This window comes from Candidatus Rokuibacteriota bacterium, from assembly GCA_030647435.1.
GTDB lineage: Bacteria > Methylomirabilota > Methylomirabilia > Rokubacteriales > CSP1-6 > AR37.
Genome location: JAUSJX010000004.1, coordinates 1 through 20636, shown reverse-complemented (window position 1 = coordinate 20636; position 20636 = coordinate 1). Strand labels below are relative to the sequence as shown.

The 20636-nt window shown below is 68.0% G+C and carries 23 protein-coding genes; 11 read left to right on the top strand and 12 right to left on the bottom strand.

From position 1 onward, the window contains the following. Positions 1–108 precede the first annotated feature (108 nt). From Q7W02_00310 to Q7W02_00300, 3 genes are read left to right on the top strand one after another with little or no spacing between them, the layout of a single operon-like run. Complete coding sequence (locus Q7W02_00310) at positions 109–1224, top strand: acyl-CoA dehydrogenase family protein (protein ID MDO8474632.1); 1116 nt, start codon at positions 109–111, stop codon at positions 1222–1224. A gap of 9 nt (positions 1225–1233) precedes the next feature. Then, entirely contained in the window at positions 1234–2475 is a 1242-nt protein-coding gene (locus tag Q7W02_00305) for an acyl-CoA dehydrogenase family protein (GenBank protein ID MDO8474631.1), read from the top strand. 8 nt (positions 2476–2483) lie between these two features. Next, positions 2484–3260: an SDR family NAD(P)-dependent oxidoreductase gene (locus tag Q7W02_00300; protein MDO8474630.1), complete on the top strand. Its 777-nt coding sequence runs from the start codon at positions 2484–2486 to the stop codon at positions 3258–3260. Between the two features lie 50 nt (positions 3261–3310). On the opposite strand, the gene Q7W02_00295 is transcribed toward Q7W02_00300, so the two are convergent. The 3 genes from Q7W02_00295 to Q7W02_00285 are packed head-to-tail and all read right to left on the bottom strand — an operon-like array spanning position 3311 to position 6851. After that, on the bottom strand, positions 3311–4516 hold the full coding sequence (locus Q7W02_00295) for an aminotransferase class V-fold PLP-dependent enzyme (protein ID MDO8474629.1): 1206 nt from the start codon (positions 4514–4516) through the stop codon (positions 3311–3313). After that, positions 4513–5676: an LLM class flavin-dependent oxidoreductase gene (locus Q7W02_00290; protein ID MDO8474628.1), complete on the bottom strand. Its 1164-nt coding sequence runs from the start codon at positions 5674–5676 to the stop codon at positions 4513–4515. The genes Q7W02_00295 and Q7W02_00290 overlap by 4 nt, the downstream gene beginning before the upstream one ends. A 23-nt stretch (positions 5677–5699) precedes the next feature. Continuing rightward, a complete protein-coding gene (locus Q7W02_00285) occupies positions 5700–6851 on the bottom strand; it encodes a mandelate racemase/muconate lactonizing enzyme family protein (protein ID MDO8474627.1) in 1152 nt (383 codons plus the stop codon). 85 nt (positions 6852–6936) lie between these two features. Here Q7W02_00285 and Q7W02_00280 point away from each other — a divergent pair, with 85 nt between their 5' ends. After that, positions 6937–8145: a CoA transferase gene (locus tag Q7W02_00280; GenBank protein MDO8474626.1), complete on the top strand. Its 1209-nt coding sequence runs from the start codon at positions 6937–6939 to the stop codon at positions 8143–8145. An 8-nt stretch (positions 8146–8153) separates the two neighbouring features. After that, positions 8154–9404 (top strand): MFS transporter, encoded by a 1251-nt coding sequence (locus Q7W02_00275; GenBank protein ID MDO8474625.1) that lies wholly within the window; start codon positions 8154–8156, stop codon positions 9402–9404. An 18-nt stretch (positions 9405–9422) separates the two neighbouring features. Here the strand turns inward: Q7W02_00275 and Q7W02_00270 are convergent, their stop codons facing one another. From Q7W02_00270 to Q7W02_00260, 3 genes are read right to left on the bottom strand one after another with little or no spacing between them, the layout of a single operon-like run. Beyond that, complete coding sequence (locus tag Q7W02_00270) at positions 9423–10721, bottom strand: TRAP transporter large permease (protein MDO8474624.1); 1299 nt, start codon at positions 10719–10721, stop codon at positions 9423–9425. A 13-nt stretch (positions 10722–10734) separates the two neighbouring features. Next, positions 10735–11208, bottom strand: a complete 474-nt coding sequence (locus Q7W02_00265) for a TRAP transporter small permease (GenBank protein MDO8474623.1) — start codon at positions 11206–11208, stop codon at positions 10735–10737. Positions 11209–11227: 19 nt separating this feature from the next. Next, on the bottom strand, positions 11228–12256 hold the full coding sequence (locus tag Q7W02_00260; GenBank protein ID MDO8474622.1) for a TRAP transporter substrate-binding protein: 1029 nt from the start codon (positions 12254–12256) through the stop codon (positions 11228–11230). Positions 12257–12377: 121 nt separating this feature from the next. On the opposite strand from Q7W02_00260, the gene Q7W02_00255 reads away from it, so the two are divergent. The 3 genes from Q7W02_00255 to Q7W02_00245 are packed head-to-tail and all read left to right on the top strand — an operon-like array spanning position 12378 to position 14198. Continuing rightward, positions 12378–12809: a VOC family protein gene (locus Q7W02_00255; protein ID MDO8474621.1), complete on the top strand. Its 432-nt coding sequence runs from the start codon at positions 12378–12380 to the stop codon at positions 12807–12809. A 10-nt stretch (positions 12810–12819) separates the two neighbouring features. Then, complete coding sequence (locus Q7W02_00250; GenBank protein MDO8474620.1) at positions 12820–13884, top strand: hypothetical protein; 1065 nt, start codon at positions 12820–12822, stop codon at positions 13882–13884. A 23-nt stretch (positions 13885–13907) separates the two neighbouring features. Continuing rightward, positions 13908–14198, top strand: coding sequence for a hypothetical protein (locus Q7W02_00245; protein MDO8474619.1), 291 nt, complete (start codon positions 13908–13910; stop codon positions 14196–14198). Position 14199: 1 nt separating this feature from the next. Here the strand turns inward: Q7W02_00245 and Q7W02_00240 are convergent, their stop codons facing one another. After that, positions 14200–14409 carry a type II toxin-antitoxin system HicA family toxin gene (locus Q7W02_00240; protein MDO8474618.1) on the bottom strand — a complete coding sequence of 70 codons (210 nt, stop codon included), beginning with the start codon at positions 14407–14409 and terminating at the stop codon, positions 14200–14202. Between the two features lie 19 nt (positions 14410–14428). Beyond that, positions 14429–14926: an SOS response-associated peptidase gene (locus Q7W02_00235; protein ID MDO8474617.1), complete on the bottom strand. Its 498-nt coding sequence runs from the start codon at positions 14924–14926 to the stop codon at positions 14429–14431. A gap of 59 nt (positions 14927–14985) precedes the next feature. Between Q7W02_00235 and Q7W02_00230 the strand changes: the two genes are divergently transcribed. The 3 genes from Q7W02_00230 to Q7W02_00220 all read left to right on the top strand — a co-directional run bounded on the left by Q7W02_00230 (position 14986) and on the right by Q7W02_00220 (position 17396). Beyond that, entirely contained in the window at positions 14986–15279 is a 294-nt protein-coding gene (locus tag Q7W02_00230) for a hypothetical protein (GenBank protein MDO8474616.1), read from the top strand. A 60-nt stretch (positions 15280–15339) separates the two neighbouring features. Continuing rightward, complete coding sequence (locus Q7W02_00225; GenBank protein MDO8474615.1) at positions 15340–16533, top strand: phage tail sheath subtilisin-like domain-containing protein; 1194 nt, start codon at positions 15340–15342, stop codon at positions 16531–16533. Positions 16534–16751: 218 nt separating this feature from the next. Next, on the top strand, positions 16752–17396 hold the full coding sequence (locus Q7W02_00220; protein ID MDO8474614.1) for a methyltransferase domain-containing protein: 645 nt from the start codon (positions 16752–16754) through the stop codon (positions 17394–17396). On the opposite strand, the gene Q7W02_00215 is transcribed toward Q7W02_00220, so the two are convergent. The 4 genes from Q7W02_00215 to ltrA form a co-directional block, all read right to left on the bottom strand. Further along, the gene (locus tag Q7W02_00215; GenBank protein MDO8474613.1) at positions 17393–17650 is read right to left on the bottom strand and encodes a hypothetical protein; all 258 of its coding nucleotides are present in this window, start codon (positions 17648–17650) and stop codon (positions 17393–17395) included. The two genes, Q7W02_00220 and Q7W02_00215, sit on opposite strands and share 4 nt — an antisense overlap. Before the next feature lie 55 nt (positions 17651–17705). Beyond that, positions 17706–17987 carry an RNA-binding protein gene (locus Q7W02_00210; GenBank protein ID MDO8474612.1) on the bottom strand — a complete coding sequence of 94 codons (282 nt, stop codon included), beginning with the start codon at positions 17985–17987 and terminating at the stop codon, positions 17706–17708. A 190-nt stretch (positions 17988–18177) separates the two neighbouring features. Next, the gene (locus Q7W02_00205; protein MDO8474611.1) at positions 18178–18693 is read right to left on the bottom strand and encodes a TIGR03618 family F420-dependent PPOX class oxidoreductase; all 516 of its coding nucleotides are present in this window, start codon (positions 18691–18693) and stop codon (positions 18178–18180) included. Between the two features lie 337 nt (positions 18694–19030). After that, positions 19031–20317: a group II intron reverse transcriptase/maturase gene (ltrA, locus tag Q7W02_00200; GenBank protein MDO8474610.1), complete on the bottom strand. Its 1287-nt coding sequence runs from the start codon at positions 20315–20317 to the stop codon at positions 19031–19033. Between the last annotated feature and the right edge of the window lie 319 nt (positions 20318–20636).

Here is a 20636-nt window from a genome sequence, read left to right as displayed (position 1 = left end):
GTATAGCCGGGCGGCGCCGCCGGGCGTGGTGAACGGAGCGCGCCGGCGCCGCGGCGCCCCCGGGTCCGGCTGGCGTCGAGCCCGCGGATACCGTATGATCCTCGCGCCGTGAACTTCGATTTCTCGCCGGATCAGAGATCGTTGCGCGACCAGGCGCGGAAGTTCCTTGCCGAGCACGCCTCCTCCGCCCGCGTCCGGCGCATCCTCGAGGGCGCCGCGCCGTATGACGCCGAGTTGTGGCGGGGGATGGCTGAGATGGGCTGGATGGGCACCGCCATCCCGGAGACCCACGGCGGCGCCGGCTTCGGTTACCTCGAGCTGTGCGTCCTCGCCGAAGAGCTGGGCCGGAGCCTCGCGCCGACGCCCTTCTCCTCGACGATCTACCTCGCCGCCGAGGCCCTGCTGCTCGCGGGCAGCCCAGCCCAGAAGAAGCGCTGGCTGCCGCGCATCGCCCAGGGAGAAGCGATCGGTTGTTTCGCGCTGGCCGAGGGCCCGCAGGTGGCGACGCCTGGCAATATCACGACGCGCGCCGACGGCGGGCGCGTGAGCGGCACGAAGATCCCCGTAATGGACGGCGACGTGGCGGACTTCGCCGTGGTGGTGGCCTCTGAAACAGCCGGCGGACCCGCCGGTCTCTTCCTTGTGGATCTCAAAGGACTAGGCGTCGCTCGCACTCATGTCACCACCGTGGACCCCACGCGCTCCCACGCCCGGCTGGTCTTCGACAGCGCCGCGGCTGAGCCACTCGGCGCTCCCTCCGCTGGTTGGCCGCTCGTGGAGCGGCTGCTCGACCGCGCGGCCGTGCTCGTGGCCTTCGAACAGCTCGGCGGCGCGCAGGCGGCGCTTGACATGGCACGGGAATGCGCGCTCGGCCGCTTCGCGTTCGGGCGGCAGATCGCCTCCTTCCAGGCCATCAAGCACAAGCTGGCCGACATGTACGTGGCCGTCGAGCTGGCGCGGTCGAACGCCTACTACGGCGCCTGGGCGCTCTCGAAGGATGCGCCCGAGCTTCCGGTGGCCGCCGCAACCGCACGCGTGGCGGCCAGCGAGGCCTACTACCAAAACGCCAAAGAGAACATTCAGGTGCATGGCGGCATGGGCTTCACCTGGGAGTTCGACTGCCACCTGCACTACCGGCGCGCCAAGCTCACCGCCCTCATGCTGGGCAGCGCCCGCCGCTGGAAAGATTTGCTGGTGACGCGGCTTCAAGCCGGCGCCGCCTAGGAGATCACCGTGGATTTCGACGACACGCGAGAAGAAGCCGCTTTTCGAGCCGAGGCCCGCCAGTGGCTCGGGGCGAACGCAGAGACCAAAAGCGGCGCCTTCGAGACCTGGCAGAGCCGCTACTCGGGCCGCGACGGCTATGACGGCTTCGAGCGCGCCAAAGCATTCCAGCACAAGAAAGCCGAGGCCGGCTTCGCCGCGCTCCACTGGCCGGTCGAGTCGGGCGGGCGCGCCCTGTCTCCGATCTACCAGGTGATCTACTCGCAGGAGGAGTCGCGCTATCTCGTGCCGCGCGGCTACTTCGAGATCGGGCTCGGCATGTGCATGCCCACGCTGTTCACCTACGGCACCGACGCGCAGAAGCGGCGCTACGCGCCGGCCGCCCTGTGCGGCGACGAGGTGTGGTGCCAGCTCTTCTCCGAGCCGGGCGCCGGCTCCGATCTGGCCGGCCTGCGCACGCGCGCCCAGCGCGACGGCGACGAGTGGGTGATCAACGGGCAGAAGATCTGGACATCGGGCGCGCACTGGGCGGACTGGGGCATCCTGGTGGCGCGCAGCGATCCCAAGACGGTCAAGCACAAGGGCCTCACGTTCTTCTTCCTGTCCATGAAGTCGCCGGGCATCGAGACCCGGCGCATCAAGCAGATCTCGGGCGCGTCCCACTTCAACGAGGTCTACTTCACCGACGTGCGCATCCCGGACAGCCAGCGGCTCGGGGCCGTGGGCGCCGGCTGGGGCGTGGCCATCACCACGCTCATGAACGAGCGCCTCGCCTCGGGCGATCTCCGCGGTCCTGACTTCGAGGAGATCTTCGGCCTGGCCCGCTCGGTCTCGCTCGAAGACGGCCCCGCCATCGCCAACGCGGCCGTCCGCGAGCGGCTGGCCGATCTCTACGTGAAGACCCAGGGCGTCCGCCTCACGCGCTTCCGCACCATGACCGCGCTCTCGCGCGGCGAGACGCCGGGCCCGGAGAACTCCATCGGCAAGCTCGTCAACGCGCCCAAGGCGCAGGAGATCGCCTCCTTCGCCATGGATCTGCTCGACATGGGCGGCGTGATTATGGACAAGGACACGGCGCCGCTGCGGGCCGCCTTCCAGGAGTCGCTCCTCACCTCGCCGGGCGGGCGCATCGCCGCGGGCACCGACGAGATCCTTCGCAACATCATCGCCGAGCGCGTGCTCGGTCTGCCGCAGGACGTGCGCGTGGACCGCGACCTGCCCTTCGACCAGCTCCCGACCGGCGCCCGCTAGCGTCCGCCATGGAACTCAAGGGACAGGTCGCCATCGTCACCGGCGCGGGCCGCGGCATCGGCCGCGCCACCGCTCTTGAGCTGGCGCGTCAGGGCGCCGACGTCGTCATCGCCGAGCTGGACCAGGCCGGGGCCAAGCGCACCGCTGAGGAGGTAGGCGCGCTCGGGCGGCGTGCCGTCGTGGCGCCGACCGACGTAACCTCGCGCGCCGACCTGCGCGCCATGGTGGACCGCGCCAAGGCCGAATTCGGGCGCATCGACATCCTCGTCAACAACGCCGGCATCTATCGCGCCGCCGCGACCCTCGACGTCACCGAGGACCACTGGGACGCGATCATGACCATCAACGCCAAGGCGGTGTTCTTCGCCAGCCAGGCGGTGCTGCCGGCGATGATCGCGCAGAAGAGCGGCAGCATCGTCAGCCTGGCGTCCATGGCGGGCAAGATCGGCAGCAAGACCAACCTTCCCTACAATGCCAGCAAGGCCGCCGTCGTCAGCATGACCAAGAGCCTCGCCCTCGCTCACGCCGCCGACGGCATCCGCGTGAACTGCGTCTGCCCCGGCTACGTCGAGACCGACATGTGGTCGCAAGTGTCGAAGGAGCAGGGCGCGCTCCTGGGCATGACGGCGGAAGAGTTCACCCGCCACCGCGCGGCCCAGGTGCCTCTCGGACGCATGGAGAAGCCGGAAGACGTGGCCCACGTGGTCGCCTTCCTCGCGGGGCCGCGGTCGGGCTACATGACCGGCCAGGCCCTCAGCGTCGACGGCGGCCTCGTGATGCACTAAGCGCCGGGCGACGCGCCGGCGCCGCCCTCGAGGAAGCCGGTCGTCGTCCGCTAGATCGACGCGCGCTCGGCGGCCAGCTCCTTGCCGAGGGCGTCAGCCAGCCGGGCGTACTGGTCGGGCGTGTTGTAGAGCTGAGCGGAGATCCTGAGAAGCCGCCGGGGCGCGGCGGGCCAGCGCATGATCGGCACCTCGATGCCCCAGCCGTCGAAGAGCCGCCCCTGGATCGGATCACGCACCCGCCATCCGGTCTCGGTGGTCGTGCTGTCGGGCAGGATAACGCTGGCGAGCGAGCCGAGCATCTGGTCGGGACACGGTGGTGGCGTGCCGGCGGCGGCGCAGAGAAGCCGGCGCGCCTCGAGCGTAAGCGCGCGGTTGCGCGCCATCACGGCCGGCCACCCGCCCGGGATCAGGCCGCCAAGGTATTCGATCGCCTTCGGCACCGTCAGCCACGCCGTCGGGTCCTGGGTACCCGTCCAGTCGAACTCGAGCCGGAAGCGCGAGCGGCCCGGCCGCACGGCCGTCGCGCCGTGGCTGATCGTCAGCGGGCGGATGTCGGCCTGGCGGTCGCGCCGCACCCAGAGGAACGCCGAGCCCTTCGGCGCGCAGAGCCACTTGTGACAGTTGGCGCTGTAGTACGTCGCCCCCAGCGTGCGGAGGTCGAGCGGCACCATGCCGGGCGCATGCGCGCCGTCCACCAGCGTCTCGACGCCGCGGCGCGCAAGCTCGGCGACGAGCCGCTCGATGGGCAGGATGAGCCCGGTGGGGCTCGTGATGTGGTCGAGGAGCGCCAGGCGGGTCCGCGGCGTCACCTTCGCCAGGACCGCGTCCACGACGGCCTCCTTCGAGCTGACGGGGAACGGGACGACGGCGACGTTGACCCGCGCGCCGCTCCGACCGGCGACGTAGTCCAGCGTGTTCCGGCAGGCGGCATAGGCGTGGTCCGTCGTGAGCAGCTCGTCGCCTGCCGAGAGCGTAAGCGACCGGAGCACGGCGTTGACGCCGGACGTTGCATTGGTGATGAAGGCGAAATCGTCGGGATCGGCGCCCACGAAGGCGGCGAGCGCCTCGCGCGCGGCGTCGAGGCGGCCGTCCAGCTCGCGTCCCAGGAAGCGGACCGGTTCCGCCTCCATCTCAGCGCGGAGCGCCGCCTGGTGTCGGAGGACCTCGGTCGGGCACGCGCCGTACGAGCCGTGATTCAGGAACGCGACGCCGCGATCGAGCGGCCAGAGCGCCGCCAACTCCCCGGGGCTCGTCACGCCGCTTGGGCTGTGAACTTCGGCAGCACGTCCTTGCCGAGCCTGGCGATCTGTTCCAGCATCGCGTCCTTTGGCATGCCCATGCTGTTGCTCAGGTGCACATACTCGAGGCCGGGAAACTTCTCCTCGAGCGATCGCAGGTAGGCGATCAGCTCCTCGGGCGGGCCGGCGAACCAGGCGCCGACCTTCATGTAGTCCTCGACGGTCGGGACACCGGCGGCGCTCCAGCCGCCGCGGCGCGTCGACGCCTCGAGCTGCGCCGGCGTGATTCCCGGCACGAAGCCCAGCGGGCCGAACATCTTGACGTGCTCCTCGTACCACGGCGTGATCTCGCGGACGGCCCGCTCGCGGGAGTCCGCCAGGTGGTAGAAGATGCCGAGGCTCAGACCCTCGCCGAGGGCATAGTCGAGCCCGGCGCGCTGCGCGGCGTCCTGATAGGCGTAGATCGACTTCTCCGCCATCGTCGCCGCGCCGCCGCCGATCAGCCCCTTGATGCGGTGCTTCATCATGAAGTCGAGCCCGCGGGCGCCGGCGCTCACGACCGGCTGCCAGCATTCGACCGGCTGGCGGAGCGGCCGCGGCACCAGGGTGATCTCCTTCAGCTCGTAGCCGCGATACGGCACGGCGGGCGGCAGGGTGTAGTGCTTGCCCTGGTGCGAGAAGGACTCCGAGCGAAACGCCTTCATGACGATGTCCACCTGCTCCTCGAAGAGATCGCGGTTGGCCTCGGCGTCGAGCATCGGCGCGCCGAACGTCTCGACCTCGCGAGTGTGGTACCCGCGGCCCACGCCGAAGACGGTGCGCCCGCCGGTGAGGATGTCCGCGGTGGCGAAGTCTTCCGCCAGCCTGAGCGGGTGCCACATGGGAGCGATGTTGAACCCGCAGCCGATGCGCAGGCGCGACGTCAGATGGGCCAGGTGGACGGCGACCATCATGATGTTGGGAATGCACTCGTAGCCCTCGTGCTGGAAGTGGTGCTCGGCCAACCAGAGGGTGTGGTACCCGTGCTCGTCCATGCACCGCGCGATAGCCTCGGCCTTCGCGAAGACGGAGACGAGGCGCTCGTTCGGATACCGGCGCTCGTTGGCGGGCGTGGCCAGCTGGCCCATGTCGCCCAGGTCGATATGTCCCGCATAGACGTTCGAGAACTTGGTGATCATGTCGGTGTCCTCTCTCCTCGCCCCTATGGCCTTTCGTCGGCCGGAGAGGGCAGCGAGCGCGGCGGAAGCCGGCGGCCGGGGAAGCGCGCGAGCGCCGCTTCGTCCAGATCGATGCCGAGACCGGGGTCCTGGGGGACGGTGATGTAGCCGTCGCGCACCGCGAAACCGGGGCGGGCGATCTCGCGCCCGCGAGCCTCGAAGTTCACGAAGTACTCGGTGATGAGAAAGTTCGGGATGGCGGCCGAGACCTGGAGCGTCGCGGCGAGCCCCACCGTGGTGCTGTTGTAGTTGTGGGGCGCGACCGTCACGAACGAGGGCTCGGCCATCTGGGCGATCGCGCGGAGCTCCAGGATGCCGCCGCAGTTGCAGACATCGGGATTGATGATGTCCGCGGCGCGCAGCTCGAAAACGCGGCGGAATTCCGCGCGCGTGTACAGCTCCTCTCCGGTCACGACGGGAATTCCGATCTGCCGGCGGCACTCGGCCAGCGATTCCAAATTTGTCGAGGAGACGGGCTCCTCGTACCAGAACGGCCGGTAGGGCGTAATCGCGCGGGCGACGCGGACAGCGTGCATGGGCGCCAGCCGGCGGTGCACCTCGATCAGGAGATCCACCTCGGGCCCGACGGCCTCGCGCACGGCGGCCACCGTGGCCACGGCCTGCTCCTCGGCCTCCCGTGAGATATGGCTGCGCCACGGGCCGGGAAACGGATCGAACTTGAGCGCGGTGAACCCGCGGCCGACCGTATCGTGCGCCAGCGCCGCGTACTCGGCGGGCGACTTCCCGTGGCCGTACCAGCCGTTGGCGTACACGCGGATGCGCTCGCGGCACGGCCCGCCCAGCAGCGCGTGCACCGGGACACCATGGCGCTTGCCGGCGATGTCCCAAAGCGCCTGCTCGAGCCCGCTGACCGCGCTCCAGAAATCCATCGCCCCGCGCTTGGCCGCGAAGTCGTTGTATGCCATGTGGACGAAGTGCGTGATGTGCGAGGCGTCGCGTCCGACCAGGTAGCGGCCGAGCGCTTCGACATGGGCGACGATGCTCGCGTCGCGGTCGGCCTGGGTGTAGCACTCGCCCCATCCGTGCGGACCCGCCTCCGTCTCGACCTTGACGAAGAGCAGGTTTTTGCCGCCGCCGAGGTCGGCCAGAAATGTCGTGACTCCTTTGACACGCATGCCCGCGACTCTACCAGAATCCGGGAGCCGTGATACGATTCGGCGCGATTCGATACTCCCGCACTCGAAGAGGAGAGAGGCATCCATGAGCGAGGGCGCGCTGGCGGGCATCCGCATCCTGGACTTGACGCAGTTCGAGGCCGGCACATCGTGCACGCAGCTCCTGGGCTGGCTCGGCGCCGACATCATCAAGATCGAGCCCATCGGCGGCGAGCAGTCGCGCCGGAACCGCCCGGAGGTGCCCGGGCTCGACGCGATGTTCTTCCTGCTCTTCAACGCCAACAAGCGCAGCGTCACGATAGATCTCAAGCACCCTGAGGGCCGTACGCTTTTCCTCAAGATGGCCGAGCGCGCGGACGTGGTGGTCGAGAACTTCGCGCCGGGCCTCATGGAAAGGCTGGGGCTGGGCTGGGATGTGCTTCGCGCCGTCAACCCGCGCATCATCTTCGCGAGGCTCAAGGGCTTCGGCCTCTCGGGGCCGTACCACGAGTACAAGAGCTTCGACATGATCGCCCAGGCGACGGGCGGCGTGATGAGCGTCACCGGCTTTGCTGACCGCGAGCCCGTGCTCTGCGGCGCCAATATCGGCGATAGCGGGGCGGGCGTGCACATGGCGGCCGGCATCATGGCCGCGCATATCGAGCGGGCGCGGACCGGCAGAGGCCAGGTGGTCGAGGTGTCGATGCAGGAGGCGGTGGCCAACCTGATCCGCCAGCGCTACGTCGCGCACTACCGCGACGGCAAGCCGACCGGGCGGCGGGGAAACAACGCGCCGCCGGGCGCCGTCCCGGACGGCCTCTACGCGTGCGCGCCGGGTGGACCGAACGACTACGTGTACATCTACGTGCAGCCGATGAACCAGGGTATGTGGTCCGACTTTGCCCGCGCCATCGGCCGGAAGGATCTCCTCAGCGACCCCCGCTGCGTGGACGCGCCGACGCGCTGGCGGCATGTCGACGCCCTCAACGAGATCGCGCGGGCGTGGACGGGCGCGCGCTCAAAGCGCGAGGTGATGGCCACGCTCGCCAAGGCCGGCGTGCCGTGCGGCGCCGTCCTGGACACGGCCGAGGTGCTGGACGACCCGCACCTGAACGCCCGCGACGCCATTGTGACGATCGACCATCCCACCCGGGGGCGGTTCCGTGTCCCCGGCTGTCCGATACGGCTGTCGGCCTCGGAGCCCGTGACCACGCCCCCGCCGCTCGCCGGACAGCACACCGACGAAGTGCTGGGAGAGGTACTCGGTCTGTCGTTGGCCGGCGTGGCCGACCTGAGAACGCGCGGGATCGTCTGATCCGCCGGATGAACCCACTGACAACGACGTCGGGCGGTGCATCCGTCCGCGGCAAGCTGATGGCCACGCTGTTCGTGGCGCAGGTCTGCGGGAGCACCGGGCAGTCGATCGGGCTGGCGGTCGGCAGCATCGTGGCGGCCAGCATCACCGGGACGAATACCTGGTCGGGCCTGCCGATCGCCGTCGGGGCTCTGGGTACCGCACTCGCGAGCTGGCCGCTCGCCCGCCTGATGAACCGTTCGGGGCGCCGGCCGGGCCTGGCGCTGGGCTATGGCCTCGCCGTCATCGGTTCTCTCCTCGCCATGATGGGCGTGGCGGTCGGCAGCTTCTGGCTGCTGCTCGGCGGGATGGCGCTCTTCGGGATCGCGAGCACCTCCAACCTCCTCGCCCGCTACGCCGCCGCCGACGTCACGTCGCCCGCGCAGCGCGGCCGCGCGATGGGGCTGATCGTGTGGGGCTCGACGATCGGCTCGATCATCGGGCCGAACCTGATGGCCCCGGCCCTGCGCCTCGGCGCTCTTCTCGGGGTCTCGTCCGTGGCGAGCGCGTTCCTCATCGCCGTGGGCAGCTACGCGCTGGCGTCGCTCCTGATCGAGGTGTTCCTGCGGCCCGATCCGCTGGCGATCGCGCGCCACAGCCAGGCAATCGTCGACGCGGGCCGGCCCGCCGGCCAAGCCCGCCGGCTCGGCGCGATCCTCGGAGATGTCCGAGTGCAGATCGCGCTGGCGACGCTCTCGATCAGCCAGTTCGTGATGATCAGCACGACCTCCACGTCACCCCTCTACCTCCACGACCAGGGACATCACGTGCAGACGATCGGGCTGGCCGTGTCCTTTCACTTGGCCGGCATGTATGTCACGTCGCCGCTATCGGGCTGGCTGTGCGACCGCTTCGGACGGCTGCTGATGATCGGGGCCGGCGCCGTGATTCTGATTGTCGCCGTCCTGCTGGCGGGACTCGCCCCGGGCACCGACCGCGTCCTGGTCATCCTCGCGCTCTTCCTGAACGGCGTGGGCTGGAACCTGGCGTTCGTGGCCGGGAGCGCGCTGCTGACCGACGCACTGACGCCGGCGGAGCGACCGTCGATCCAGGGCTTCGCCGACCTCTTCATGGGCTTGATGGGCGCCCTCGGATCCGCCGCCGGCGGGATGATCCTCGGCGTGTGGGGCTTCGCCATCCTCAACGTGGTGGGCGGCGCGCTGGCGCTCGGCCCGCTCGCCGTCACGTTGTTCCGGCGCCCGGCGCTCCTCACTCGCTGAGGGGGAGATTGTCGCCCTTCAGCGCATCATGCTCGGCAGCCAGAGCGAGATCCAGGGAAACGCGACCAGGATGGCGAGACGCAGCACGTCGGCCCACATGAACGGCAGCACGCCGCTGAAGACGGTCCCGGTGCTCACCTCGGGCAGCAGCGTCTTGAGGACGAACATGTTCATCCCGACCGGCGGGCTGATCAGGCCGATCTCGACCACGCACACGATGATGATGCCGAACCAGACGGGGTCGAACCCCAGCTGGACGATCACCGGGAAGAACACCGGGATCGTGAGCAGGATCATCGACAGCTCCTCCATCGCCGTGCCGAGCACCACGTAGACCGCGCAGATCGCCGCCACCACCATCGTCGGGCTCAGGTTGAAGCGCGTCACCCAGCCCTTGAGGTCCGCCGGCATCGTCGTGATATTGACGAACTCCGCGAAGATCAGCGCGCCGATCAGGATCATGAACAGCATGGACGTGGTGCGGGCGCTCTCGAGGAGCGACGCGTAGAGCGTCCGCCAGGTGAGCGCGCGCCGCCACAGGGCGAACACCATGGCCCCGAAGGCGCCCATGGCCGCGCCCTCGGTGGCGGTGAAGAAGCCGACGTAGATGCCGCCCATCACGAAGATGAACAGCACCGCCACCGCCCACACGTCCTTGAGAGCGAGCAGGCGCTCGCGCCAAGTCGAGCGTTCGCCCGGCGGGCCCGAAGCCGGATCGCGCCAGGTCATGTACCGGACTGCGCCGCAGAGCAGGAAGGCGCCGAGAATGCCGGGCAGGATCCCGGCGGCAAACAGCTTGCCGATGTTGGTCTCGGTGAAGACGCCGTAGATCACCATGATGGTCGACGGCGGGATCATGATGCCGAGCGTGCCGCCGCCGGCGACGACGCCTGCGGCGAGCCGGTCCGAGTAGCCGAAGCGCTTCATGGACGGGTACGCCACCTTCGCGAAGGTCGCCGCCGTGGCGATCGAGGAGCCGCAGATCCCGCCGAAGCCGGCGGACGCCCACACGGTCGCCATGGCCAGCCCCCCGCGCAGGTGGCCGATGAAGGTGTACGCGGCGCGGAACAGCTCCTGCGACATGCCAGCGCGCGTGACGAAGTTGCCCATCAGGATGAAGAGCGGCACCACCGAGAGCGTGTAGTTGCGCCCCGTCTCGTAGATCTTGGTCTGCACCATGGCGGAGGCCACCAGCCAGTTCCAGTCGCGCATGTAGGCGTAGCCGATAATGCCGACGATGCCCATGCAGTACGCGATGGGGATGCGCAGGAAGGCGAGCGCCATCATCGCGGTGAGGCCGCAGAGCCCCTCGATCACCGGCGGGCTTCACTCATCGACGCTCGACCACTTTGTAGAGGTGAATCAGGCCGGCCAGCCCGATCGAAACTGCCATGAAGTAGACGAAGGGGCCGTAGACGATGCGCAGGACGTCGGTGGCGTCGCGGTAGGCCCAGATCCGGTCGGCCTTGAGCCAGACCTGCCAGGCGAGGAGGAACATGATCGCCCCGGATACCCCCTGCACGAGGCCCTCGAGCGCACGCTGCGCGCGCGGGGGGAGCAGGCGGTCAATGAAATCCATGAGGGCGTGCTCGTCGGTGAACGACACGAGGGGCAGGCCGGCGAAGATCAGCACCAGCAGCATCAGCTCGGTGATCTCGAAGGCGCCCCGGACCGGGCGACTGAAAATGTACCGCGCCACCACGTCCACGAAGGTGAGGAGCATCATGGCGAGGAGAATGACGGAAGCGACGACGCCGAGAAGCGCCTCGACGCGCCGCTCCCATGTGGCCGCGGGAGCGGTCACTGGTTAGCCGCGGGGCCGGTCACTGGCCGGCGGCGACCTTCTTCAGCTCCGCGCGGAACTCGGCGAGGATCTTGGCGGCGTCCACGCCCTTGGCGCTGGCCTTCTGGATCCAGTCGTCGACGATGGGGGCGGAGCGCTTCTGCACTTCGGCGACGAACGCCGGGTTGGCGTTGACGATCTTGACGCCGGACTTCTTCAGCGCCTCCAGGCCCTTCTTGTCGGCCTCGTCCCACGACGCCCCGGCGAGGCGCGCGATGTGCTCGCCGGAGAGCTTCTCGATCGCGGCCTGGTCCTCCTTCGACAGCTTGTTCCACTTGTCCTCGTTCATGAAGAAGCCGAACGACGAGCTGTACATCCCGCCCGGGAACAGCGTCGCCTGCTCGAGCACGGTGTCGAGCTTGAACGAAATGATCGACTCCAGGGGGAAGAACACGCCGTCGGCGACCCCGCCCTTGAGGAGCTCGTAGGACTCGGGCGCCGGCTTCACGAAGGCGGAGGTGCCGAGCGCCTTCGCCACCGCCTCGGCGATGCCGCCGCCGGTGCGGATCTTCAGGCCCTGCACGTCGTTGATGCCGGCCACCGGCCGCTTGGTGAACATCTGGCCGGGGCCGTGCGTGAACACGCCCAGGAGCTTCACGCCCTTGTACTCGCCGATCTTGTCGAAGTACTTCCAGTAGATGCGCGAGTAGGCAACCGAGTTGACGAGCGCGGTGTCGCCGGCGCCCGGCAGCTCCGCCATGAGTGGCAGAATGTGCCGCGCCGGCGTGTAGCTCGCGGTGACGTACGACAGGTCCACGAGGCCGTCCCTGACCGCGTCGAAGGTGCCCGGCGGCGCCGATGGATGCTTGGGCAGCATCTGGAACTTGACGCGGCCGTTGGTGGCCTTCTCGACCTCGGTCGCCCAGCCCTGCAGGACGACGCTGGTCAGATGGTGCTGGGGCGACACCCACGAGGACATCGTGAGCGTGGTCTGGGCGAGCGCGGGCTGGGCGGCGGCGATGATGCCGGCGGCCAGAGCGGCGAGTACGAATCTCCCGATGTTGGGCATGTGCACCTCCTCTGCGCGGATGGGACGATGGGCCGGCGGCGGGTAGTCTATCGTATGCGCGGCGGCCGCGGACGGGCTAAAATAGGCCACCCTATCGAACTCGCGACCAGTGGAGGACGTCATGGCGAAGATCAAGCACATCGCGCTGTCGACCCAGGACCCGGAGAAGACCGCGCGCTTTTATACCGATGTGTTCGGCATGAAGCAGATCGGGCAGGTCGACCATCCCGCCGTGAGCGGCTACTTTCTCACCGACGGCGACCTCAACCTGGCCATCCTCAAGTTCAAGAACGACGCAGTGGCGGGAGTCGAGCGAGGCAAGGACTTCTACGGGATCCACCATATCGGCTTCCAGGTGGAGAGTCTCGAGGCGATCGCCGAGCGGCTGGCAGCCGCCGGCTCCGAGCGCCGTGACGACGTCAACGAGGCGCTCGGCGTGGGACAGTCCAGTCAGCGCCACGGCAACGTCGAGGTGAAGTACAGCGGCCCGGACGGAGTCATGCTCGACGTCTCCGAGACGGGCTGGGTCGGCTCCTCGGACTTCCGGCCATAGGGGGACACACATGACCAATCCATCGGCGGCCTCGCACGTCTACGTCGGCGCGGCGCGGTCCAGCTCAAAGACGCTCGGGGGGATCTTCCGGCGCGCGGACGGCGACGACCGCTGGACGCAGCTGACCAAGGGCCTGCCGGAGGTGACTCACGTCCAGGCGATCACCATCCACCCGACGAACCCGGACGTCGTCTATCTCGGCACCCGGACCGGCCCCTACCGGAGCACGGACCGCGGGGAGCACTGGGAGCGGCTCGGCTTCCCCGATGACGGCACCGAAGTCTGGTCGATCCTCGTGCATCCGGCCAATCCCCGCATCCTGTACGCCGGCACCTCTCCCGTCGGCGTCTTCCGGAGCGACGACGGTGGGGACACCTGGCATCGGCTTCCGAAGGCCGCGCAGCCCGAGCGCGTCAAGATGAAGTCCTTCGTCTGCCGCGTGATGCGCCTCGTGGCGGATCCCACCCGGCCCGAGGAGCTGTACGCGGCGCTCGAAGTCGGCGGCGTCATGCGGAGCCTCGACGGCGGCGAGACGTGGGATGACTGCAGCTCGGACCTGCTCAAGCTCGCCGAGCTGCCGCACCTCAAGAGTACGATCGACAGCGACAGCCATCTCGAAGGCATGCTCGACGGCCACGCGGTGTGCGTGAGCGCCGCGCGGCCCGGCACCGTGTTCCTGGCGGTCCGCATGGGCCTGTTCCAGAGCGCCGACCGCGGCGCGAGCTGGCAGAACATGGACATCGGCCGCTTCTCGCCGCTCACGTACAGCCGTGACATCCTGGTGTCGCCGCACGATCCGCGCGACCTGTACGCCTGCCTGAGCCCCGCGGCGCGAAGCGTGGATGGATCGCTCTATCGCAGCCGGGATGTCGGCGAGACCTGGACGCGCTTCGACCACGGCGTCAAGGCCGGGAGCACCATGATGGCGGTGGCGCTGCACAGGGCCGATCCCAACCAGGTCTACTGCGTCAGCCGCGGCGGCCAGGTCTTCGGCACCCAGGACGGCGGCCGGACGTGGTCCGAGCAGCACCTGCCCGACGGCGTCCAGGACATCTACACGGTCGCCTGTGGTTGACCGTCAAGGGAAAGGAGGCTTCCATGCTCGCGCTCAGGCCCGCTGCCTACATGCTGCTCGCCGGGCTCTTTGCTGGGTGCTCGCTCTACGGTACCGACTATCGCCTCTGGCACAAGGCGAACGCATCGAACACAGAGATGAAGAGCGCCCTGTCCGCGTGCGGCCCGGAGTCGCGTGTGGGATCAGTCGAGGGAAACACCGACCCGCGCACGTACTTCGAAGGGCCGGTGACGCCGGAACAAACCAGCGCGAATCGCCTCTTTCAACGCTGCATGGTAAGTCGAGGGTGGTGGGCGCTCCAGCCTCCGTTGTGATTCAGGCATCGCCCCACTCACGCCGGACCTTCGCGCGGTCGAAGCCGACGGACTCCAGTGAGCGAAGGATCATGCCGAGATGCTTCTTGCTGAGGTCCTTGGAGCCGTGACCCGGCACCGTCACCTTGCACGTGCCGAGCACGAACTGCTTATGGCTTGTCTTGCCCGCAGGAACCTGCGCGAAGTTGTTGCGGATGAGCCACTTCTCCAAGTCCATTCTCGTCATTGCGTCAGCTGACCGGTTGCACGAGGCGCGGCCCTTCGTTTCCGGGCGATGACACCAGCGTCGACACCGGGTACCCCTCCATGAGCTCCGCCGGCAGCGGGCGGAGGCACGGCAGCACCGCCGCCGGGTCGGTCACGTGCGCGTCGGTCCAGCGGACCTCGTCGTCCCGCTTGAGGATCACCGGCATCCGGTTGTGAATCGCGGCCACGAGGTCGTTGGGCGTGGTCGTGATGATGGTGCACGTCTCCGGCGCGTTGGCGACGGTCTCCGCCTTCGCGTTGATGGGGGCCAGCTTGCTGGTCTTCATCCAGACGGGGTGGAAGCCCCACTTGGCCATGACGAGCGGGCGGCCGCCATTGTGGGCGACCACGATCGGCACCGATTGTGACGGGGCGACGTTGTAGCGCGGCGGCAGGTCTTCGAGGCCCGCGTCCTCGACGGTAATGCCGAAGCGGAGGGCCAGCTCGTCGAACGCCGCGGTCTGAGTGTAGCGGCCGCACATGGCACGTATTCTACTCGCCCGGCAGCTCGGCGGCCGTCTCTGCTAGACTCGCGGCCAGCATGATCCGCCGAACTCTCGCGATAGGCACGCTCATTGGATTCCTGAGCGGCTGCGCCGCCGCCAACGACCCCAGCCAATGGCCCGCCCGCTACCACAAGCAGGGCGTGACTTCCCAGCAGCTGACCGATGACGGCGCGGCCTGCCTCGGCGCTTCCCCCAGCCCGTGGACAGGCACCGCGGTCTGGGTCGGCGGTTCCGGCGGCCCCGCCCCGCTGGCCACCCAAAGCCGGATGGTCGACCTGGATCCCTTCGCGGAGTGCATGAAGACGAAGGGCTACACGGTCACGCCGTAAGCCAGTCCGGCCGCGCCGTCGACAATCGCAGAGCACCACCACAGGCCCACGGAGGCACCGATGCCGGAGTATCTCGCGCCGGGCGTGTACGTCGAAGAGATGTCGATCCATCTGAAGCCGATCGAAGGCGTACCGACCAGCACCGCCGGGTTCATCGGCCCCTGTCACAAGGGCCCGATCAAGAGGGCGACCCTCGTCACCAGCCTCGCAGACTTCGAGCGGACGTATGGCAGCGGCCGGAGGCTACGGCTCGATGGCGGCGCCCCCAGGTCGAACTACACGTGGCATGCCGTGCGCGCGTTCTTCAAGGAAGGCGGGCGTCGTCTCTACGTGGCGCGCGTTCCTCGGTGGAAGGCCGGCGACTGCCAGAAGGCGTTGAAGTGCTTCGAGGCCACCGAGGAGATCTCGATCGTCGCGGCGCCCGGGTCGACCTTCGGGCATGAAGACGGCGGAACTGGAACAGCGATCGCCAAGGTCTTGATCGAGCACGCGGAGCGGATGCGGTACCGATTCGCCGTGCTGGACTCAGGGCCCGGGCAGTCGATCGAAGACGTCCGCGCGATGCGGGCGGGACTCACGTCCTCGAAAGCCGCGCTGTATTACCCGTGGGTACGCGTGAAGGACCCGAGGAACGCGCGCGAACTGTCGCTGCCGCCGAGCGGTTTCGTCGCCGGCATCTACGCGCGGGTTGATCTCGCCCGAGGCGCGAGCAAGCCGCCGGCGAACGAGGTGGTCAAGCTGGCCGTCGGGCTCGACCACAAGGTCACCGAGGCTTCGCTGACGGTGCTCAACTCGGAGTCCATCAACTGCATCCGTGCCTTCGCGCCGCGCGACTTCCGGGTCTGGGGCGGGCGGACATTGAGCGCGGACTCCGAATGGAAGTACGTCAACGTCCGCCGCCTCTTCATATATCTCGAGGCCTCGATCGACAAGGGCACGCAGTGGGCGGTCTTCGAGCCGAACGCCGAGCCGCTCTGGGCCAAGATCAGGCGCGCGGTAGAGGACTTCCTGACGAGTGAGTGGCGCTCCGGCAGGCTGCCCGGCAGCAGGCCGGAAGAGGCCTTCTTCGTGAAGTGCGACCGCTCGACCATGACGCAGGCCGACATCGACCAGGGGCGGCTCATCTGCGTCGTCGGCGTGGCGGTGGTGCGACCGTCCGAGTTCGTCATTTTCCGCATCGGGCAATGGACCGCCGATCGACCGCCGTCACACCACAAGCGGCGGCGGCGCTCAGCTCGGCGCGGCGCACGATGAGGGACGTAGGGTTCGCCGGCGCTGGCATCGTCTTTGGTTGGCTGATGAGCAAGGCCTGGAGCGACCCGGGATGCCAGATAGGCATGGTCATCTTCCTGATCACGACCGCTGTTCTGACCCTGGCATTTGCCTTGGCCGTCGTCGGACACGGGAGAGGACCCCAGGGTCCGGACCGCGACGAAGAGGACGATAGAGACCAATAGCCTACAATCAGCGCCGTGGACACCTCAGCGCGGGACTTCCGCCGGTTCGACGAGGGCGACGACTCCGCTTTCTACTCGTTCCCGCGTCGGGTCGTCCACATCGACGACGGCGCCATCGCAGCTCTCACGCGACTCTACACGGCGCTCGTCCCCACAGGCGGGCGCGTGCTCGACCTCATGGGGTCGTGGCGGAGCCACCTTCCTGCGAGCTTCGGCGGCACGGTGATCGGTCTCGGCTTGAACGCGGTGGAGATGGCCGAGAACCCGCAGCTTACCGCCGCCGTCGTCCACGACCTCAACCGCGAGCCCGGCCTGCCGTTCGCGGTTGCGGCCTTCGACGCGGTCATGTGCGCAGTCGCCGTCCAGTACCTCACGCGGCCGCTCGAAGTCTTCCGGGAGATCCGCCGGGTGCTGCGCCCCGGCGCGCCGTTCGTCGTGAGCTTCAGCAATCGGTGCTTCCCCGACAAGGCCGTCGCCCTCTGGCGCGTCACGGACGACCAGGAGCACGTCGAGATCGTCACCGCCTACTTCGCGGACTCGGCGGAACCGGGCCGCGCCTGGGCCGCGGTGGAGACTTTCGAGCACGCGCCGCGGCGGGGCGATCCCCTCTACGCCGTCTGGGCGCGGCGCGCCCCCGGTGATTCCGCCTCACTCTGTTAGAGGCTGGGAAGCGCTTCCCCGTCAATCTCGATGAACAGCGTGGCCGGTTGCGCCGCCGGGCGAGCCACCCAGATCAGCGACGCCACGGAATTGGTCAGCGGATTGACGCCTTGCCACACGCCGCCTACCGGCCGGCAATCGCGCCGGCTCGAGGTCATCTCACGCTTGCATTCGTTGAAGCCGTCTGCGGCGAGGGCGTCGAGGATCTCCCCCGGCGTCCCGATCCAGCCCTGCTCGTGCTCGTTCCATGTCATCTGTCCCTGTTCGCGAAGCTCATTGAGGCTCGTCATGAGTCCACTCATCTCCCGCCTACCCGCGGCTGCTGCCGCTGCCCCGGCCTGCGCCCGCACCAGTCGACAGCTCGACCTTGAGCGTCCGGCCGTCCACGGCCTGGCCATTGAACTGCTTGACCGCGTCGGCGGCCTGCTCGGCCGTCGCCATCTCGACGAAGCCGAATCCGCGCGAGCGACCCGTGTCACGATCCATCACGACTGCGGCGGATTCGACCCCGCCGGCCACCGCGAACATCTCACGCAGGCGGTCGTCCGACGTGGAGAAGGACAAGCCTCCGACATAAATTTTATGCGCCATGGTAAACCTCCAAACAGAACTCCCGCCGGGAATGGCACTCTCTGGGAGGCGGAAGACGGAACCAGAGCCGAGGTCTGGTGAGGAGGGGGGTCCGCGATGAACCAACAGCCGGGCCAGACACCAGCATCATGACACACCTGGATCCCGGCTGTGACCCTACTTTTGCTGAGTTCCCCTGTGGCCGCGCGGCTCAGCTGGTCGGGGGCGGGCCAAACGTCATGACGTATGTGGGCCGCACCTTGAAGAGCACGCGCACTTCGCCCTTGGGATCTCGCAGCGGGTAGGGTGTTGTGTTGATGTAGCGCTGGGCCAGCTCGTTCACATTGTCCGTGGCCTCGCGGCCCTTCGCGGGGTCGGTCTCCTCGATCATCTCCACGACCTTGCCGTTGATCGCCATCCAGTGGTACGGGTTCGCCGGATTGACGCACAGGATAGCCACGTCTGACCGCTCCCGCATGTTCCGGTCTTTGAGACGGCCCTTCTTGGTGTTCACGAGGATGTTGACGCCATCATGGGCCACCCAGATCGGTGTCAGTTGGGGCAGTCCGTTTCGCTTGACCGTGGCCAAGGTTGCAGTAACGTTCTTTTCGAGCAGCCAACGGTAGGACTCGTCGAGTTCGGCGATCGACGATATCTGCCCACGCCGGCCGGTCTCGAATGCGTTCTCATTTCCTGGCATGATGACGTCAGCGGTTTGGATGGCCATGGAAACTCCCTCCTCTGGGTGTGGTGGTATGCCCGTAGCATCGCAACTGGCAAGCCCGTCGATCCATCACTGAATCACCTCGTCCGCCCGCCCCAGCAACGACTGCGGAATCGTCAACCCGAGCGCCTTGGCGGTCTTCAGTAGGGTCGAGGACTGGCGCAAAGCTCCGTAGGCTCCCCTTGGCTGTATCCGCCGTTTCCAGCTTCGTGCCCGTGTAGGGTTGCCGTAAGCCGTTTCCAGCCCCCGCCACCGCAAACCCGGCGTGCCGATTTCCGGCACCGGGCTTTCCTGGGTGCTTCGCGTCATGGGTTATGGGACCTATCGACTGGGAGCACTTTCAGACCCGGCTCAGGTACCGCACTCGGTAGTCTGCAAACAACCCGAGCGAGTCATAGAGCCCCGCCGTACTCCACCTCTTCCAGCCGAAGCCCCGACGATTCCTCGCCCGCATCAAGTGGCGCCGGACCTTCTTCTCGACCCATTGCCTCACAAAGGCAAAGCACCGGCTCGCGTGCCCGATCCGGAAGTAGTGGACCCAGCCCCGCAGCTTCGGGTTGATCTCGACGATCAACACCTCCACCCGCTGGGACCGGAAGCCCCGGAACACCGCCTTGAGCGCTTGCAGCAACGCCGTGCGCTTCTTCTGCTTCGGCGTATACTGCGGCCGCCAGCGCCCCCGCAACGAGCGGACACGCCGGAAGTCAAAGCCCAAGAACCCGAAGCTCTCCCCCCGCGTCAGGTCCACGATCCGGCTCTTCTCCTCGTTCAGCTGCACATCGAGTGTCGCCAACTCCTCCCGCAGCCGCCGGTTTACCGCCTCTATCAGCCAGTCCTGCCGACGATCATTGTGCACGAGGATCACCAGGTCATCAGCATAGCGCGCGTACTCCACGTACGTGTGCGTGCCGTTGGCCGTGACCGCCTTGGCCCGCTCCAGCATCGCATCGACCTCCGTGAGATAGATGTTGCTGAGGAGGGGGGAGAGCACGCCGCCCTGAGGAACCCCGCGCGTCCCAGCGGCTTTCAGCATCAGCTTCACCAAGTGCAAGATGTCTCGGTCGTTCACCCGGCGGGCCACCTTGGCGAGCAGCAGGTCGTGCCGCACGCTGTCGAAGTACGCCGCGAGATCAACGTCAATCACCCGCGTCTTGTGCCGCACGATGGCCTCGGCCACTCGGTCCACCGCCTGCTGGGCTGTCCGCTTCGGTCGATATCCGTACGACCCCTCGTGAAAGTCGGCTTCGAAGATCGGCTCCACGATGAGTGTGAGCGCCCCTTGCACCACGCGGTCCCGAATCGCCGGAATCCCCAGGACGCGGACCTTGCCGCCCTCTTTCGGAATTGCGACGCGCCGGTTCCGTAGTGGCCGATAGGTGCGTGAGACCAGCTCGTCCCGCAGCTGCGCCAGAAACCCTTCCACCCCGGCTGCCTCGATGGCCTCGAACGTCACGCCGTCGATACCCGGCGCGCCGTCATCCTGCTTGGCCCGCGCATACGCCGCGTGGAGTGTCTCCAGCTTGGCCACATGAACGTACAGGCCCCAGAACCGCCAGTCCTTCTCGGCCTTCGCCTTGACGTAGAGCCTCCGCTGCAGGTCTTGCAGGCTGATGGGCGCTGTTGTCATACCGCCCCTGCCTCCCGTGTGGGCGGAGACACTGCACACCAGTAGGGCCCCTTTGCTCCACGGGCATTACCCCGCTTCCTCGCTACTGCGGACCCCTCCGTCACCCTCTCGCCGTCCGCCCACTTCCCAGGAACACTGGTTATAGCTTGGACATGGCTCCGCCGCTTTCGCGGTGGGACGAGGAGGGCTTCTCCAGTCGCTCGACGTGTCCTGGTCACCGTGCCGTCGCTCTCACCCCGCCGGAGTGTCCCGCCGCGTCAGCCAGATGCGACGGACCATGCTGCCTTCGCCTCTCAACCGTGAGGCTCGGCCTCCGGGG